The sequence below is a fragment of the Mycolicibacterium arseniciresistens genome, assembly GCF_030519285.1.
In the GTDB taxonomy this organism is placed as follows: Bacteria; Actinomycetota; Actinomycetes; order Mycobacteriales; family Mycobacteriaceae; genus Mycobacterium; species Mycobacterium arseniciresistens.
Genome location: NZ_JAUMSQ010000017.1, coordinates 20,651 through 35,556, shown reverse-complemented (window position 1 = coordinate 35,556; position 14,906 = coordinate 20,651). Strand labels below are relative to the sequence as shown.

17 protein-coding genes are annotated in these 14,906 nt (G+C 68.7%); 4 read left to right on the top strand and 13 right to left on the bottom strand.

All coding sequences use genetic code 11. The annotated features are described in order from the left end of the window. Positions 1–5: 5 nt before the first annotated feature. Positions 6–1,355: an MFS transporter gene (locus Q2100_RS04355; protein WP_302912966.1), complete on the top strand. Its 1,350-nt coding sequence runs from the start codon at positions 6–8 to the stop codon at positions 1,353–1,355. Between the two features lie 53 nt (positions 1,356–1,408). On the opposite strand, the gene Q2100_RS04350 is transcribed toward Q2100_RS04355, so the two are convergent. The 3 genes from Q2100_RS04350 to Q2100_RS04340 form a co-directional block, all read right to left on the bottom strand. Beyond that, a complete protein-coding gene (locus tag Q2100_RS04350) occupies positions 1,409–1,714 on the bottom strand; it encodes an EVE domain-containing protein (RefSeq protein WP_328518105.1) in 306 nt (101 codons plus the stop codon). Between the two features lie 124 nt (positions 1,715–1,838). Further along, positions 1,839–2,600 (bottom strand): alpha/beta fold hydrolase, encoded by a 762-nt coding sequence (locus Q2100_RS04345; protein ID WP_302912965.1) that lies wholly within the window; start codon positions 2,598–2,600, stop codon positions 1,839–1,841. A gap of 46 nt (positions 2,601–2,646) precedes the next feature. Next, entirely contained in the window at positions 2,647–3,114 is a 468-nt protein-coding gene (locus Q2100_RS04340) for a hypothetical protein (protein ID WP_302912964.1), read from the bottom strand. A 197-nt stretch (positions 3,115–3,311) separates the two neighbouring features. Here Q2100_RS04340 and Q2100_RS04335 point away from each other — a divergent pair, with 197 nt between their 5' ends. The 3 genes from Q2100_RS04335 to Q2100_RS04325 are packed head-to-tail and all read left to right on the top strand — an operon-like array spanning position 3,312 to position 4,859. Further along, complete coding sequence (locus Q2100_RS04335; protein ID WP_302912963.1) at positions 3,312–3,848, top strand: putative immunity protein; 537 nt, start codon at positions 3,312–3,314, stop codon at positions 3,846–3,848. Positions 3,849–3,891: 43 nt separating this feature from the next. Beyond that, positions 3,892–4,230: an ArsR/SmtB family transcription factor gene (locus tag Q2100_RS04330; RefSeq protein WP_302912962.1), complete on the top strand. Its 339-nt coding sequence runs from the start codon at positions 3,892–3,894 to the stop codon at positions 4,228–4,230. Continuing rightward, a complete protein-coding gene (locus Q2100_RS04325; protein ID WP_302912961.1) occupies positions 4,227–4,859 on the top strand; it encodes an SRPBCC family protein in 633 nt (210 codons plus the stop codon). Before Q2100_RS04330 ends, Q2100_RS04325 begins: the two co-directional genes overlap by 4 nt. Here the strand turns inward: Q2100_RS04325 and Q2100_RS04320 are convergent. From Q2100_RS04320 to Q2100_RS04275, 10 genes are all read right to left on the bottom strand, one after another. Beyond that, on the bottom strand, positions 4,841–5,938 hold the full coding sequence (locus Q2100_RS04320) for a sulfate/molybdate ABC transporter ATP-binding protein (protein ID WP_302912960.1): 1,098 nt from the start codon (positions 5,936–5,938) through the stop codon (positions 4,841–4,843). The genes Q2100_RS04325 and Q2100_RS04320 overlap by 19 nt on opposite strands. Further along, the gene (locus Q2100_RS04315) at positions 5,935–6,747 is read right to left on the bottom strand and encodes an ABC transporter permease (protein WP_269895722.1); all 813 of its coding nucleotides are present in this window, start codon (positions 6,745–6,747) and stop codon (positions 5,935–5,937) included. The genes Q2100_RS04320 and Q2100_RS04315 overlap by 4 nt, the downstream gene beginning before the upstream one ends. After that, the gene (gene modA, locus Q2100_RS04310; protein WP_302912959.1) at positions 6,744–7,514 is read right to left on the bottom strand and encodes a molybdate ABC transporter substrate-binding protein; all 771 of its coding nucleotides are present in this window, start codon (positions 7,512–7,514) and stop codon (positions 6,744–6,746) included. Before modA ends, Q2100_RS04315 begins: the two co-directional genes overlap by 4 nt. Next, a complete protein-coding gene (locus tag Q2100_RS04305) occupies positions 7,511–7,906 on the bottom strand; it encodes a TOBE domain-containing protein (protein ID WP_276009793.1) in 396 nt (131 codons plus the stop codon). Before Q2100_RS04305 ends, modA begins: the two co-directional genes overlap by 4 nt. A gap of 130 nt (positions 7,907–8,036) precedes the next feature. After that, on the bottom strand, positions 8,037–8,552 hold the full coding sequence (locus Q2100_RS04300) for a nitroreductase family protein (RefSeq protein WP_302912958.1): 516 nt from the start codon (positions 8,550–8,552) through the stop codon (positions 8,037–8,039). A 95-nt stretch (positions 8,553–8,647) separates the two neighbouring features. Further along, entirely contained in the window at positions 8,648–9,046 is a 399-nt protein-coding gene (locus tag Q2100_RS04295; protein ID WP_302912957.1) for a DUF6319 family protein, read from the bottom strand. A gap of 229 nt (positions 9,047–9,275) precedes the next feature. After that, positions 9,276–10,649: an HNH endonuclease signature motif containing protein gene (locus Q2100_RS04290; protein ID WP_302912956.1), complete on the bottom strand. Its 1,374-nt coding sequence runs from the start codon at positions 10,647–10,649 to the stop codon at positions 9,276–9,278. Positions 10,650–10,766: 117 nt separating this feature from the next. Then, positions 10,767–11,528, bottom strand: coding sequence for a DUF1684 domain-containing protein (locus Q2100_RS04285; RefSeq protein WP_302912955.1), 762 nt, complete (start codon positions 11,526–11,528; stop codon positions 10,767–10,769). Positions 11,529–11,534: 6 nt separating this feature from the next. Further along, complete coding sequence (gene aceA / locus Q2100_RS04280) at positions 11,535–13,820, bottom strand: isocitrate lyase ICL2 (RefSeq protein ID WP_302912954.1); 2,286 nt, start codon at positions 13,818–13,820, stop codon at positions 11,535–11,537. Between the two features lie 93 nt (positions 13,821–13,913). After that, positions 13,914–14,885: an NADPH:quinone oxidoreductase family protein gene (locus tag Q2100_RS04275; protein ID WP_302912991.1), complete on the bottom strand. Its 972-nt coding sequence runs from the start codon at positions 14,883–14,885 to the stop codon at positions 13,914–13,916. Positions 14,886–14,906: the final 21 nt, after the last annotated feature.

Genomic DNA, 14,906 nt, shown 5'->3' with positions numbered 1-14,906 from the left:
CGACGATGACAGACACAGCGCAGGCAGATCCCGACCCGGCTCGCGGTGCGCGCACGCAAAGCGCCGGGCCGCCGCGACGGGTGATCACCGTCGCCGTGCTCGCCCAGGCCGTCGAGTACTTCGACTTCTTCGTCTTCGCGACCGCCTCGGCGATCTTCCTCGGCCCGCTGTTCTTCTCGCAATTGAGCGGCACCGCAGCCACTCTCGCCGCCTTCGGCACCTTCGCTGTCGGGTTCGTGGCCCGCCCGCTCGGCGGCGCGGTCGCCGGTCACTTCGGCGACCGGTACGGCCGCAAACCCGTCCTCGTCGCGTCGAACCTGTTGATGGGCATGAGCACGTTCGTGATCGGCCTGCTGCCCACCGCGGCCGCGATCGGTTGGGCGGCGCCTGCGGTCCTGATCGCGATGCGGATTCTGCAGGGCTTCGCACTCGGCGGTCAGTGGGGCGGCGCGTCGCTGTTGCTGACGGAAGGTTCTCCTGCCGCGCGTCGGGGGTTCTTCGGCAGCTTCGTGCAGATCGGGGCGCAACTGGGCCTCATCGGCGGGCTGTCGAGCTACTTCGTTCTGTCGCTGGCGTTCTCGGACCAGCAGATGCTGTCGTGGGGATGGCGCATTCCCTTCCTGAGCGGCATCGTCATGGTGGGGATCGGCCTCTACATCCACCGCACCATCGAGGACACTCCGATGTTCCGCCGTCTCGAGGCCGAGCGTTCCGTGCGCCCGGCCGTTGCCACGCAGCCCGCGCCGATCGTCCGCGTCGTCAGGGAACACTGGCGGACGATCCTGCTCGCCGGCGGGGCGTTCGTCCTGCCGAACGCGGTCGTGTTCATCATCGTCTCGGGCATGCTGAACTACGGCGTCCAGGCTCTCGAACTCCGCAGGGACGCAGTACTCGGCGTGATTCTGGCCGCCTGCGTCTGCCCGTTGTTCTGCATCCCGTACTTCGCCCACCTCAGTGACCGGTACGGCCGGCCGCGCCTGTTCCTGCTCGGAGCGCTGGGAGTGGCGGTCTGGGCGTGGCCGATGTTCGCCCTGATCGACACGGCCAACCTGTGGCTGATGCTGGTCGCGCTCGTCGTGTGTTTCGTCGGGCACTCGATGATGTTCGGCCCGCAGGTGGCGCTCTACTCGGAGCTGTTCCCGACCGAAGTGCGCTACTCCGGAGCATCACTGGGTTATCAGGTAGGCACCGTCTTCGGCGGTGGCCTCGCTCCGTTGGTGACGGCGTCGCTGCTCGCGGCCACCCACACCAGCTGGTCGGTGGCCGGCTACATCGACGCGCTCGCCGTCATCAGCGTCACCTCTATGCTGCTGTTGCGGCGGCAGGCCGACGCCGGCGCGAACGAATTGCAGTGATCACACCCGGAGCAGCCGCAATCGCTGAGCCTCCGCATGGTCTGAACCCTGTGTCACCGGTCGTGCAGCAGGGGTTCGAGCAGCGCCATCTCCGCCAGGCTCACCCAGGATGGGTTGGCCTGCTGCGGCGAGCGGAACACCTCCATCGAGCGCAGACCGGGCACCGCGGAGAGTTCGTCGACGGTGAGCGGCGCGGTGAACAGCGGAATGTCCACCGGCACATGCAATTGCCCGTCCTCGTCGGAAACCTCGCCGGCAATCCGGCCGGCTCCCCAGATCCCTCGCCGGGCGTGCGCCGACACCCAGAACAGCACGCGGTGACCAGGCCGGATGAGTGCCGACCGGTAGTTGTCAGCCACGCACCAGACCGGCTTCGCCCGGCCCGCTGCGCGCATGGGTTCCACGGGAGTCCTGTGCGGGTTGCACTTGATCACCCAGGCCCCCAGCGTCTCCGGGGTCACGCTGCGTCGCACTGTCAAGCGGTCAACCGATGCTCGCGCGGATCGTCTGAGCGACCAGGGCGGGGTCGTCGATCATCGGCACATGCCCCACGCCCGCCAGCACCACGAACGTCGCCTGCGGCAGGCGTTCTCGCGCGATGACGCCGTTGACGTCGACGGGGAACACCCTGTCGCGTTCGCCCCATGCCAGCGTGACCGGGCACGGCAGCGGGTCGAGGGGCGCGACGGCTTCCGGGGTGCCGAGCAGGTCGGCCGCGACCGCGCAGCCGAGCACGTCGTCGATCGCGGCGACGGCCTGCTCGTGGGAGAGCCGATCTGCGCGAGACGCGATGTCGCGGAAGGCAAGCCGCCGCGCGAGACCTGATCGCAAGGTGACCGACGACAGTGGCCGCGGTAACCGGCTCATGGTGACGGTCCGCCGGACGCGTGCGGTCGACGCGGAGTGCGAGCGCTGACCCACGGTCCAGAAGCCCGCCGGCGAGAGGGCGCACACACTCGCCGCCCGTCCTCTGCGCGCGAGTTCGACGGCCATCCAGCCGCCCATCGAGTTGCCGGCGATGTGCGGCCGGTCGAGTCCGCGCTCGTCGAGGTAGCGTTCCGCGGCATCGACGGTGTCGGCGATGGTGGCGGGGCGCCGCCGTGCCGCGGGTCCGCCGCGGTGTCCGGCGGCGGTGGGCGCGTGGATCTCGAAGTCCGCGTCGAGCAGCGGTGTCACGTCCCGCCAGGCCGCGGCGGACATCGTGACGCCGTGCAGCAGCACCAGGGCGGGCTTGTCGGAACTCATCGCGGCTACTTTTCCACTGCGCCCGCGATGGCGCGACGAGAGGTTGTCAGCGCTTCACGAGAGTGCGCGGTCTCGCGCAGCTGACGCCGGCGACCTGCGGCGCCTCGATGGTTCGCCGCTCGAGACGCAGGTCGTGCTGTATCCGCCGGCCGAGCACCCGGGCGTCGCGCCTGGTCACGGCGCGGTTGCGGTCCACCAGGAGATCGAGTTGCTCCCAGCTGAGACCGTCGAGGTCACCGTCTGCGTCATGCGTGGCCACTACGACGGAACCCCGCAACAGGGGGACGGTCTTGGCGGTGAAATCGGTGGTGGCCAGGAACAGTTCGGTGGCCGCCCGATTGACGCGGCGCTGGCACCGGCTCGCCGACGGACTGAACCAGAAGTCGAACTGCCGATCGGCACTGGTCAGGCTGTGCAGGCCCTGGTCGTGGACGAGACGCTCGACATCGGCCCTGGTGTAGGCCCGGGTCTCATAGACGGTGCCGCGGGTGCTGAAGTAGAGAATTGTGTTCATCCCGATGATCCATTCGACTCTTTCTCGCCGTTGACAGCGGTGCGGAAGTCCCGCCCACTGTTACTGGAGTTACCCGTGTGACAACTGGGACAAACTCTGATAACGAAATCGGCACGAAAATCATTCCGGGGGTTGAATACGGCCCGGGCTCCTGACGGTGCCGACTCGCCGACGCTCGGCGCGTGAGAATGGCATGCGTGCCGATCGGACCGGGTGATTTCGCGTTGACCCGGGACGAACTGCGGGCGGTGGCCCGCTACGCGGCCGAGAGCGCGCAGGAGGTCCTGGCCATCTTCGAGGACGGCGATCCGCACGACCGAAGGCCCCGCGATGCGATCGCGGCCGCCTGGGCCTTCGCCGGCGGCGCTCCGCGAACGGCCCTGCCGCGAGTGGCCTCGCTCGACGCCCATCGTGCGGCCAGGGAGGCGGTCGACGAGGCCGCGCGTCATGCTGCGCGCGCCGCAGGCGACGCGGCGTCCGCGGCCTACCTCCATCCACTCGCCAAGGCGACCCAGGTCGGCCACATCCTGCGTGCCGCTGCGAATGCGGCGCGGGCGGCTGAGCTGCGGGCGGGGGATGACGCCACCGCGGCCGACGCGATGATCGAGCGGGCACGGGCGCGCGCCACACCCGTGGTGATCGACGTTCTGTGCCGGTATCCGTCCGCCCCGGCCGGCGCCAGTCGGACCGCACACCTCATGACTGCCCTCGACGAGGCGCTCCGCGGGCAATAGTTCAGCCTTGACTTATATAAGTGCTAGTTTTATCTTCGGGACTGTGCATGCGTTCGACGTTCTCGGAGACCCGGTGCGTCGCCGCATACTCGAACTGCTCGCCGACGGTGAGATGCCTGCGGGTGAGATCGGTCTCGCCATCCGTCGGGAGTTCGCCATCACCCAGCCGGCGGTGTCGCAGCACTTGAAAGTGCTGCGGGACAACGGCTTCACGACGGTGCGCCCGGAGGGCCAGCGCCGACTCTATGCCGTGAACGGCGCCGCGCTGCGCGACGTCGACGAATGGCTCGACACGTTCCGGCGATTCTGGGCGCCGCGCCTGGATGCGCTGGCTACCGAGATCGCACGTGGGAAACGACAACGACGAGGGAAGACATCATGATTGACGTCGATCATCAGATCAATGCCGTGCGGCGCACCGTCGGCGACACGGTGCACGACGCGGGGGAGGCCCGCATCCTGACCATCAGCCAGGCCTACGACACCGACCAGGCAGACCTGTGGGACGCGGTGACGAACATCGAACGCATCCCGCGATGGTTCCTGCCGATATCCGGCGACCTGTCCCTCGGCGGCACCTACCAGTTCGAGGGGCATGCCGGCGGCAAGATCCTCACCTGCGATCCGCCCGAGAACTTCACGGCCACCTGGGAATACGGCGACAACGTCAGCTGGATCGACGTCCGCGTCACCAGCGAGGGCCCCGGTCGGGCCCGGGTGGTGCTCGAGCACATCATCGCCGCCGACGACGACAACTGGCGGGAGTTCGGGCCCGGTGCGGTCGGGATCGGCTGGGACTCGATGCTGCTCGGTCTGGCGATGCACCTGAGCAGTGGTGAGTCCATCGACCCCGCCTTCGGGCAGCAGTGGCTGGCCACCGAGGACGGCCGCCGCTTCCTGCGGCTGTCGAGCGAGGACTGGTACACCGCGGACGTCGGCAATGGCGCGGATGCTTCGGCGGCGCGCGCCGTGGCCGACCGGTGCCTGAAGGCCTACCTGGGCGAGGAGTAGGGTCGCGGCAACGCCGGATGCAGTTGCACTTCTTGAGCTTTGACCACGAAATGCACCGTCTTGCCGGGCTCGATGTCGAGGTCGGCCGCCGCGGCCGCGGTGATGTCGGCGGCCAGGCCCGTGCTCCCGTCAGGTTGTTCGGCCCCCCGGATCCGAACGGCCGTGCCATGGATGTCGACCTCGGCGATCGTCACGGCGATGACGTTGCGCGGGCTGGCGTGCGGCGGTTCGAGGTGGACGGCGACCGCACCGGGCCGGAACAGCGCGATGGCGCCGGCGCCCGGCTCGACGTCGCCGATCCCGCGGACGTCGGCGCCCCATGATGTGCGGATCACCCCGGGTTCGGTGACGACGCCCGGGACGAGGTTGACCCCCGCGATCCTGGCCGCGAAGTCGCTGCGAGGCGCGGTGAGCACGCGACGGGCCGGACCGCTCTCCACCACCCGGCCGTTCTCGATGACGACGATCCTGTCGGCGACGGCCAACGCGTCGAGCACGTCGTGGGTGACGATGATCGCGGTACGGCCCGCGTCACGGAGCATCTCGCGCAGCAGCCGGCGCAGCGCCGGAGCGGCGGCGACGTCGAGCGCAGCCAGCGGTTCGTCGAGCAGCAGCAGTCGTGGTTCGGCGGCAAGCGCGCGGGCGATGGCGATCCGCTGCGCCTGCCCGCCCGAGAGCTGGGCAGGCTTACGGTCGGCGAGATCGGTGGCGTCGACGGCGTCCAGCCAGCGGCGGGCGGTGGCCCTCGCCGCCGACCGGGACTGCCCACTGCAGCGCGGCCCGTAGGCGACGTTGGCCTCGACGCTCAGATGCGGGAACAACAGCGGCCGCTGCGTGAGCATCGCGACGTGGCGGGCGTGAGCCGGGACGAAGGTGCCTGTCTGAGTGTCGGTGACGACGGTGCCGCCCAGTTCGATCCGTCCGTCATCGGGCCGCAGCAGGCCCGCGATCATCAGCAGCAGGGTGGACTTGCCGACCCCGTTGGGGCCGAGCACCGCAAGGACTTCGCCGTCGCCCAGAGCCAGGTCGAGGTCGACGCCGCGTCCTGTCAGGCGCGCATCGACGCGCACGCTGCTCACAGTCGGCCCGTCAGGCGGCGGCCCGCCGAGGCGATGACGATCACCGCGGCGACGACGATGAGCAGCAGCGACAGCGCGACGGCAGCGTCGGCGTCGGTTTCGCGCTGGAGGTAGATCTCCAGCGGCAGGGTCCGGGTCACGCCCTGCAGTGAGCCGGCGAACGTCAGCGTGGCGCCGAACTCGCCCAGCGAGCGCGCGAAGGCGAGCACTGCGCCCGACACCAATCCGGGAAGCACCAGCGGCAAGGTCACGGTCCGCAGCACCGTGGTGGGCCGGGCGCCGAGCGTGGCGGCGATGTGTTCGTAGCCCGTCCCCGCCGAACGCAGCGCACCCTCCAGGCTGACGACGAGAAAGGGCAGCGACACGAACGACTGGGCGAGCACCACGGCTGAGGTGGAGAAGGCGATCCGGATACCAAGCAGGTCGAGTTGCTGGCCGAGCAGACCCTGCCTGCCGAACGTGTACAGCAGCGCGATGCCGCCCACCACCGGTGGCAGCACGAGCGGAAGCAGCACCAGCGCGCGCAGCACCGACTGACCCGGGAAGCTGCCACGAGCCAGGACGAGCGCCATCGGGATGCCGAGCAGCACGCAGACCGCGGTGCTCGCCGTCGCGGTCTGCAGGCTCAACAGCAGTGCCGCACGCGAGGATTCGGAGGTGATGAGCGGTATGAAGTTCGCCCAGTCGATCTCGAGCAGGATCGCCACAAGCGGCACGATGACGAAGAGCGCTCCCGCGGCGGCGGGGAGGTAAACCCAGGCCGGCAGCCCGACCTGGATCAGCCCATTTGTCCGCCGCGTGGTGGTCACGGCGCGGCGAAGCCCGCTGCCGCCAGGGCTTCCTGGCCTGCCGGACCGGTGACCAAGTTGACAAATGTCTGTGCTGCAACCGGATTCGGCGAGTCTTCGAGGACGGTGATCGGGTAGGTGTTCACCGCGTCGCCGGCTTCGGGAAACGGGATCGCGGTGACGTCGTCGCGCGCGCCGACGGCATCGGTGACGTACACCAGACCCGCATCGGCCTGGCCGGAGGTGACCTTGCCGAGCACGTCGGTCACGGCGGACTCCTCGCTCACCGGGGTCAGGGTGACGCCCGTCGCCCGCTCGACCTTCTCGGTGGCCGCGCCGCAGGGCACCTGCGGTGCACACACGACGACCTGCGTTCCGGGCTTGGCGAGGTCTGCGAATGTCGTTATGCCCGTCGGGTTCCCGGGCTGCGTGACAATGGTCAGGCTGTTGGTGGCGAAGTTGACCGGCTCACCGGCCACCAGGCCGGCGTCGACGGCCTTGGTCATGTTGTTCACGTCGGCGGAGGCGAAGACATCGGCGGGTGCGCCCTGCGTCAGCTGGGTAGCCAGATCCGATGAGCCGGCGAAGTTGAACGCGACGGTGGCCCCGGGATTCTCGCGTTCGAACCGGGCGCCGAGTTCGGTGAATGTCGCCGTCAACGATGCCGCGGCGAACACGGTGATCGGCGCGCCTGCGCTTGTGGAGGACGAGTCGGTCTGCGACGACGAACACGCCGCGACGAGCGCCACAGCGCTCAGCGTCGCGGCGATGGCGAGGATCGACCTCATGACGTACCTGCGGGAGTCTCGACGATCACGTTGGTGGCTTTGACGACCGCGACGGCGAGCACGCCGGGTTCGAGGCCGAGTTGGCGGGCCGATTCGGTGCTCATCAGGGAGACGACCGTGAACGGTCCGCATTGCATCTGCACCTCGCACATCACCTGGTCGGCGGTCACCTTGGTGACGAGCCCGACGAACCGGTTCCGCGCCGAACTGCCCACACCGAGGGGGTCCGGTGGCGGCGTCGCATGTTCGCGGGCGAATTCGGCCAACGCCTTGCCGTCGATGACCTTGCGGCCGGTCTCGTCCTTGTGCGACGCGAGGCTGCCGCTGTCGATCCAGCGGCGGACGGTGTCGTCGCTGACGCCGAGGATCACCGCGGCGTCCTTGATCTTCATTGCCGGCACGTCGTCACCCACTGGTCGAATGCAGAACCGCAGCTGCGGCTATTTCACCGTTATTCAACCATGAATGCGGAGATGCACCTCCGGTCTGTACGCAGACACGTAGAGGCCCCTTACCGGCATGTCACCAGCGGCCGTCGCGGACGACGTCGTCGAACGGGCGGCGATCCGGTGTGGTGATCGGCGCCAGCGGGCGGTCGGCGGGATATCCGATACCGAGCAGATACGCGACGATGCGGTCTTCGGGCACACCCAGGATGGCGCGGGCTTTCTCCTGATCGCCGACCGAGGAATGTCCGGTGCCGATGCCGAGATCGGTCGCCGCGAGCATCATCGCCATCGTCGCCTGCCCGAGGTCGTACTGGTCGAGGGTCTTGCGACGCTCCTCTGGCGGCACCGGCGCGACGAGCGCGATGGCAGCGGGCGCCGACGCGATGTGACCCGCGCCCTGCCATACCGTCGACAACTCCTGCAGCGTCGCAGGGTTGGTGACGACCACGAACTCCCACGGCTGACGATTCCTCGCCGACGGTGACCGCCACCCGGCCTCGGCGATGCGCCGCAGCGCCTCCTCGGGCACCGGGTCCGGTCGGTAGCTCCTGACGTTACGTCGGGCGCGCAGCGCATCCCAGGTCTCCACGTGGTCCTCCGTTCGTCGCGACCACCACACCATCTCAGATACGGAAACAGCCTGGCTTATGTATGGACTGACAGCGGACGGGACGACGCGACACCTCAGTCCAGGTCGGCGAGAACCTTTCGGGCGGCCTCGAGTTCGGCCTCGAGGGCGGCGACCCTGGCGGCCTGCTGGGCACGCGCCTCTTCGATGACCTCGTCGATCGGGGCGGAGAGATCGTCGTGCAGTTCCCTCGCGGCGCGAGAGACCGCGGCAGCCGCGACGGCGAGGTCACGCACCAGGTAGCTGCTGCCCCGCTTGAGTTCCGCGCTCCATTCGCCGTCGGCGGTACCGGTGACGGTGAGGGTGAGCTCGAGCGTCTTGGATCTCTTCGTCGCCTTCTTGGCCGGCGCCTTCTCCGGCTTCCCCGCAGGAGGCTCAGCAGCGACCAGGACCTCGGGAGTGTCCGAGGCGGTCGGCAACGCATCTTCTGCCAGAGTGTCTACGGTCAATGTCACGGCGAACTCCTTCTGATCGTCGCCCGCAGTGCGCAGGCTCGCGGTCCGAGCCATTAGAACACATGTTCGACGCCGAGGTTCAACCTAACACGCACGTCCCGTCGACGACCGCCACGGCAACCCGACGGCGCCGTTCAGACCGCCGCCGGCTACTTCAGATTGCCTTGGGACCGCACGATACTCGTCGGGTCGCGGATGCAGGTGTGACCCGACTGAGCGGTGATCGCAGCTAGTCTGCTTCGCCGTCGTCGTCAGAATGGTCGGTGAGGTAGCGGCGGGGGTGGTGGTGGTTGTTGACCCTGGTTTGTCCGGTGTCGAGGGGTGGTGGGGGGATCCATTCGGTTCGGCCGTTGCGGCGGCGGGTGGTCCAGTCGGTGTTCTCGATGAGGTGATTGTCCGGTGCGCAGGCCAACGCCATGTCGGTGGTGTTCGTCAAACCGCCTTCGCGCCAGTCCTGTTGAGCGTGATGAACCTGGCAGTCGAATGCCGGGCGGGTACAGCCGGGTCGGGTGCAACCCTTGTCGCGGGCGAACAACGCCAACCGCTGCGCCGTCGACGCACACCGCCGCGCCCTCCCGAAGTACAGGACTTCCTCGGTGTGGTCGTCGAACACCGCCAGGTAATGCTGCGACTGCCCGGCCAGGCGGATCAGATCCCGGATCGGAAGCTTGCGGCCGCTGGCGGTGTCGGCGTACCCCGCCCGGGACTCGAGATCGGTGACAGTGGTGGTGGCCACGATGGTGGCCGGCACCCCGTTGACCTGACCCAAGGATCCCGAGGCGGCGACGTCACGCAACGCGGTCTTCAGCGCGTCATGGTGGCGCTGCTGGCGGGTACGCGGGTCAGCGATCCCGAAGACCTCCCGCGGGACGGTCTCCCCGGCACCCGGATCCTCAGGCAGATTCTGACCCGGGGCGCCGTACTTGGCGATGATCACGTCCAACAGCGCAGCGGTCTCCGGGTCGAGGTCACCCTTGATCGGCGTCATGCCGTTGGGCTGCTGCTTACCGATGACCAGATTGCGGCGGTGCTGCTGGTCATCGTGATCGGGTTCGGCGCCGTCGGGGTCGATCGCGTTGAGCAGGTAGTCCGCGGCCACCTCGAGATCCTGCGGCGGCATCCGTTGAGCCCAGCCGGCGAGGTCGCGTTCGGCGTCGGCCCGGGTCGTCGCGTCCACCCAACCGGGCACCTTCTTGAGGCATTTGCGGATCACCTCGACGTGCGCGAGATCGATTGCCCCCGCCCGCAACGCGGCGGCGGTGTGCACCCACTGCGGGTCGAGGCGTTCGCCGGTCAACGTCCACCGCGGCCCCAACGCCTCAGTCGCGGAGAGGCGTCGGGTCACATCGGCAGTGTCCAGATGCAAACGCTGGGCCAGCACATCTCGCAGACTGGTGTTCCCGTACACCTCGGGGCGGAACGCATTCTTCAGGTGCGCGAGCACAGTGTGATCCACCGCGGCGTCCTGGCGGTGCGCGTACACGCGGCGCTCATACACCGCGACAAGGTCCGCGGCGGAGAGGTTGTCGAGGGGCAGGGCGGCGATCGCGGCACGCGCGGCATCCAAAGCCTCCAACGCCGCCACCACCTGCTCCCTGTCCATGCCTCGAACACTAGTGCGAGGGTCCGACAGAACTCACGGGCTGTGTGACAGCAGAAACCACTGTGACACAAGTTTTTTCGCTGCGAACCCCAGCGATCGATCGCTCGCGGCAGACGCTTAGTGCCGCGGATCCTTCTCGCCGGCCTCGACCGCGACGGCGAGCCTGTTCTCCGGCGGTGCCACCGGGCACGTCGCGAAGTCGGTGAACGAGCACGGCAGATTCGCCGCTCGGTTGAAGTCGAGCACCACCTGCCCGGCGTCGTCCGGCCCGACCACCGCCAGCGACCGGGCGCCCGGATAGGTGGTGACCCCGCTGGTGGCGTCGGTGAACAGCAGATGCAGCGACCCGTCCGTACGGGCGAATGCGATCAATCGCGCTGCCGTGCCTGCGATGTCGAAATCGATGGTGCCGACGGCCGAGTGATGGTGCTCGAGTCCCGCCACCACCGCGCCCGTCGTCACCGTCTCCGCATGTTGGAACGGCGTGAAGGTTCCCGTCACGTGCCAGCGTTCGTCCGGCCCGTAGGCGGGGATTCCGGAGAATTGCGCCAGGTGCGGCGACCGCGGATCGTGTACCCGCAGCCCCACCGATCCCGTCCGACGGATGACCTCGATGCGCCGATCGCCGTCGTCGACCAGCAGTCCCGGCGCGCCCTCGACGGGCTCCAGCCGTTCGGCGCCGTCGATGCCTTCGACGTACACCGCGTCGGCGTCGGCGCGCCATTGGCCCGGCAGATCGGCCACCGTCTCGAATTCTTCGGTGAGCCAATACAACCCGGTGATGCTCACCCAGCCGAGCGGATCGCGGTAGTAGCGTTCGCGATCGGCGTGCCAGTCGTTCCACGCCGTCCGGAACGGCGCGGTTGCGGTGGTGGTCACGACCGGCTAGTCCTCCTTGCGGATCAGCCGCTGCAGCGCCTCGCGGTCGGACGCGAGCAGTTCGTCGATGCGCGGCTGGTTCACCTCCGCGACGATGATCTCGCCGACGTCCTCGTGCACGTCGCTGAAGATGCCGTGCGACTTCATCTTCTCCGTCTGATACACGTTGTCCTCGGTCGGCGTCACGTAATAGAACGCGGCTGCCTTGAACCGGTGCACCAGCCACAGGTGGATGAGCGTCATCAGGCGCTTCTGCCGCAGCTTCTCGGCGTAGGTGTTCTGGTCGCGGATCGTGAGGATGCTGCGTCCGTGCCGGTCCTTGATGGGGTCGACGAGCACGTCGGCGAGCTTGTCCTCACCGTCGCCGTAGATGCCGAGTTCGAGCACCTCGCCGCCGGCGCGGCGGGGCCGCAGTTGCACGCGCAGGGTCTCGTCGAGCTGATAGTGCTCACCCCACAGCGCGAGCCATTCCTCGAGCAGCTTCTTCGGCACCTCGGTCTGCACGAGATGCTGACTCTGGGTGGAGCCTTCACCCATCGACTTCGTGGTCGCCGTGCGGCCTGACGAGGCGGCGAGCGCGGCGTCGCTGCGCGGTCCGCCGACCAGGGTCTGCGGCGTGCGATACGGCGACTCCACCAGGCGCAGCTTGCGCTGCAGACGGGCCAGCGAGAGCATGCCGTCCTGGCGGAGCGCGGTGGCGAACTCCTCGGCGGCGACGCCGTCGATCTGATGGCCGCCGTAGGTCATGAAGTTGAAGACGAACCCCATCTTGCCAAGTTCTTCAGGGAATACCCGCATCTCGTCGTCGCTCATGCCGGTGGTGTCCCAGTTGAACGAGGGCGACAGGTTGTAGGCCAGCATCTTGTCGGGGAACTGCGCGTGGATCGCCTCGGCGAACTTCTTCGCGTCGGCGAGGTCGGCCGTCTTGGTCTCCATCCAAAGGATGTCGGCGAACGGCGCCGCGGCAAGCGATTTCGCGATCGCATAGGGGATGCCGCCGCGGATCTGGTAGTAGCCTTCCGGCGTCTTGGCCAGTTCCGGGTCCCACGTCGCGACCAGGCCGAGTTCACGGGCCTTCTCGGTGGCGCTGTAGAGCGAGGCCCGCTCTGCGAATGCCCGCCAATCGGCGACGGACATGTCCAGCCCGTCGCCCTCGCCTTCCCGGAACGAGATGAGCTCGGCGACCGCCTCGCCGTAGGTCATCACGCCGGCATCGACCTGCCAGGCATCGACGAGCTTCGATTCGATTCCGTCGTAGAGCTTTTCGTTGGCGGGGTCGCCGTCCTTCCAGTCCGATGCGGCCTGGTCGATCGCGGCGAGGATGCCCTGGCGGTCGAGCCACGCGTGCGCAGCCGCATACTCGCCGTCGGCGATGGCGTACAGCAGGTGGCCGTTGATCTCCTTGACGCCGCTGTCGTAGAAGTGGCGCATCATCGCGAGGAAGCACGCTTTGTACGGGGGCACGTTCACGTTCGTGACGCCGAGCAGGAACGGCTGGTCACGCTCGTCGGCGCGGCTGTCGATCAGGTTGGCCGCCTCGGCGTCCGTGCGCGCCACGATGATGCCGGGCACGCCCATGATGTCGAGCTGGAAGCGGGCGGCGTTGAGGCGCTTGATCTGTTCGTCCGAGGGCACCAGCACCTTGCCGCCCTGGTGGCCGCATTTCTTGGTGCCCGGACGCTGGTCCTCGATGTGGTAGCCCGGCACACCAGACTCGACGAAGCGACGGATCAGGTTGCGCACGTGGGGATCACCGCCGTGGCCGGTGTCGGCGTCGGCGATGATGAACGGCCGGTAGTCGACCGCAGGCGTCGTCGCGCGCTGTTCCTCGCTCATCCGCAGCCGCAGGTACTGCTGGTTGCGGTCGGCAGTGAGCAGGGCGCGCACCAGCCCGGCGGCCTCGTCGGGCACCTGGCTGAGCGGATAGCTCGCCAGGTCGGGTCCGGGATCCTCGCTCAGTGACCCCTTCGCCGAGGTCGCCCACCCGCCGAGGTAGATGCCTTCGATGCCGATCCGTTTCATCGTCACGGCCTGCCCCGGCGAGTAGGGGCCGAAAGTGGTGATGCTCTTGTGCTCGGAGAAGAGCTCGCGCAGCCGCGGGTAGAAGGCGGCGGCAGCCTCCCGCGCCACCGGATAGTCGGCCGGGATCGTGCCGCGCTGTTCGACCACCTGCCGCGCCGTGTACAGCCGGATGATCCCCTCGAACCTGGGGCTGTCGAAGTAGCTCTGGGTGGCTTCGACGTCGTCATCGAAGCTGGTGCGGGCCGTCGGCTCCGCGTCGATCAAGGTCATGGTTCTACGCTCCTCGTTGAGCAGGCTGCCGCTGTGCTCCGAGTGTATGGCGGGCGTTGCGCGGGCGAGGCTTTCCCGCGAGGTCAGTCCCGCTCAGCGCAGCGCGACGACGACCTTGCCCCTCGCGGTGCGGTTCTCCAGCGCCGCGATGGCGTCGGCCGCCCGCTCCAGCGGATACACCTCCGGCGCAGGCGCGGACACCTTGCCCGACGCCAGCAGCGGCTCCAGTTCGGCCCACTGCTCCCTGATGTAGTCGGGGTGGGAGAACGTCCACGCGCCCCAGCCCGCGCCGACCACGTCGACGTTGTTGAGCAGCAGTCGGTTCACCTTCACCGTGGGGATTTCACCGCCGGTGAACCCGACCACCAGCAGCCGCCCGCCCACGCCCAACGAGCGCAGCGAGTCGGTGAACCGGTCGCCGCCGACCGGATCGACCACCACGTCCACGCCGCGGCCCCCTGTGAGCTCTTTGACCGCATCCTTGAAGCCGTCGGCGAGCACGACGTCCGACGCCCCGGCCGCGCGGGCGATGTCCGCCTTGTCCTCGGTGCTCACCACCGCGATGGTGCGCGACGCACCCAACGCCGGCGCCAGCCGCAGCGTCGAGGTGCCGATGCCGCCGGCGGCGCCGTGCACCAGCACGGTCTCACCCTCCGCGAGGCGGCCCCGGGTACGCAGGGCGAAGTGCACGGTCAGGTCGTTGAACAGCAGACCGGCGCCGGCCTCGAAGGACACGTTGTCGGGCAGCGTGAACACCCGCTCCGCGGGCAGCGCCACCACCTCGGCCATCCCGCCGGACAGCATGGTCAGGCCCGCCACCCGGTCGCCCGCGGAGACACCGGAATCGGCGGGGGCGCTGCGCACCACCCCGGCGATCTCCGCGCCGGGAACGAAGGGCAGGTCGGGCTTGTACTGGTAGAGGCCGCGGCTGAGGAGCGCGTCGGGAAACGCCACCCCGGCGGCGTGCACGTCGATGAGGACAGCGCCGTCGGCACCGGGTTCGTCGATGTCGACGACCTCCGCCGCCTGCGGACCGTCGAGCCGGGCAATCTGGATCGCGCGCATGGCCGCCTTCCTGTCGTCGAC

What these genes read in the sequence shown, in the direction of transcription:
- Q2100_RS04325 (WP_302912961.1), top strand. Translation starts at nt 4,227, where the DNA reads ATGATTGACGTCGATCATCAGATCAATGCCGTGCGGCGCACCGTCGGC.
- Q2100_RS04275 (WP_302912991.1), bottom strand. Translation starts at nt 14,885, where the DNA reads ATGCGCGCGATCCAGATTGCCCGGCTCGACGGTCCGCAGGCGGCGGAG.
- Q2100_RS04290 (WP_302912956.1), bottom strand. Translation starts at nt 10,649, where the DNA reads ATGGACAGGGAGCAGGTGGTGGCGGCGTTGGAGGCTTTGGATGCCGCG.
- Q2100_RS04305 (WP_276009793.1), bottom strand. Translation starts at nt 7,906, where the DNA reads ATGAAGATCAAGGACGCCGCGGTGATCCTCGGCGTCAGCGACGACACC.
- Q2100_RS04340 (WP_302912964.1), bottom strand. Translation starts at nt 3,114, where the DNA reads ATGAACACAATTCTCTACTTCAGCACCCGCGGCACCGTCTATGAGACC.
- Q2100_RS04345 (WP_302912965.1), bottom strand. Translation starts at nt 2,600, where the DNA reads ATGAGTTCCGACAAGCCCGCCCTGGTGCTGCTGCACGGCGTCACGATG.
- modA (WP_302912959.1), bottom strand. Translation starts at nt 7,514, where the DNA reads ATGAGGTCGATCCTCGCCATCGCCGCGACGCTGAGCGCTGTGGCGCTC.
- aceA (WP_302912954.1), bottom strand. Translation starts at nt 13,820, where the DNA reads ATGACCTTGATCGACGCGGAGCCGACGGCCCGCACCAGCTTCGATGAC.
- Q2100_RS04355 (WP_302912966.1), top strand. Translation starts at nt 6, where the DNA reads ATGACAGACACAGCGCAGGCAGATCCCGACCCGGCTCGCGGTGCGCGC.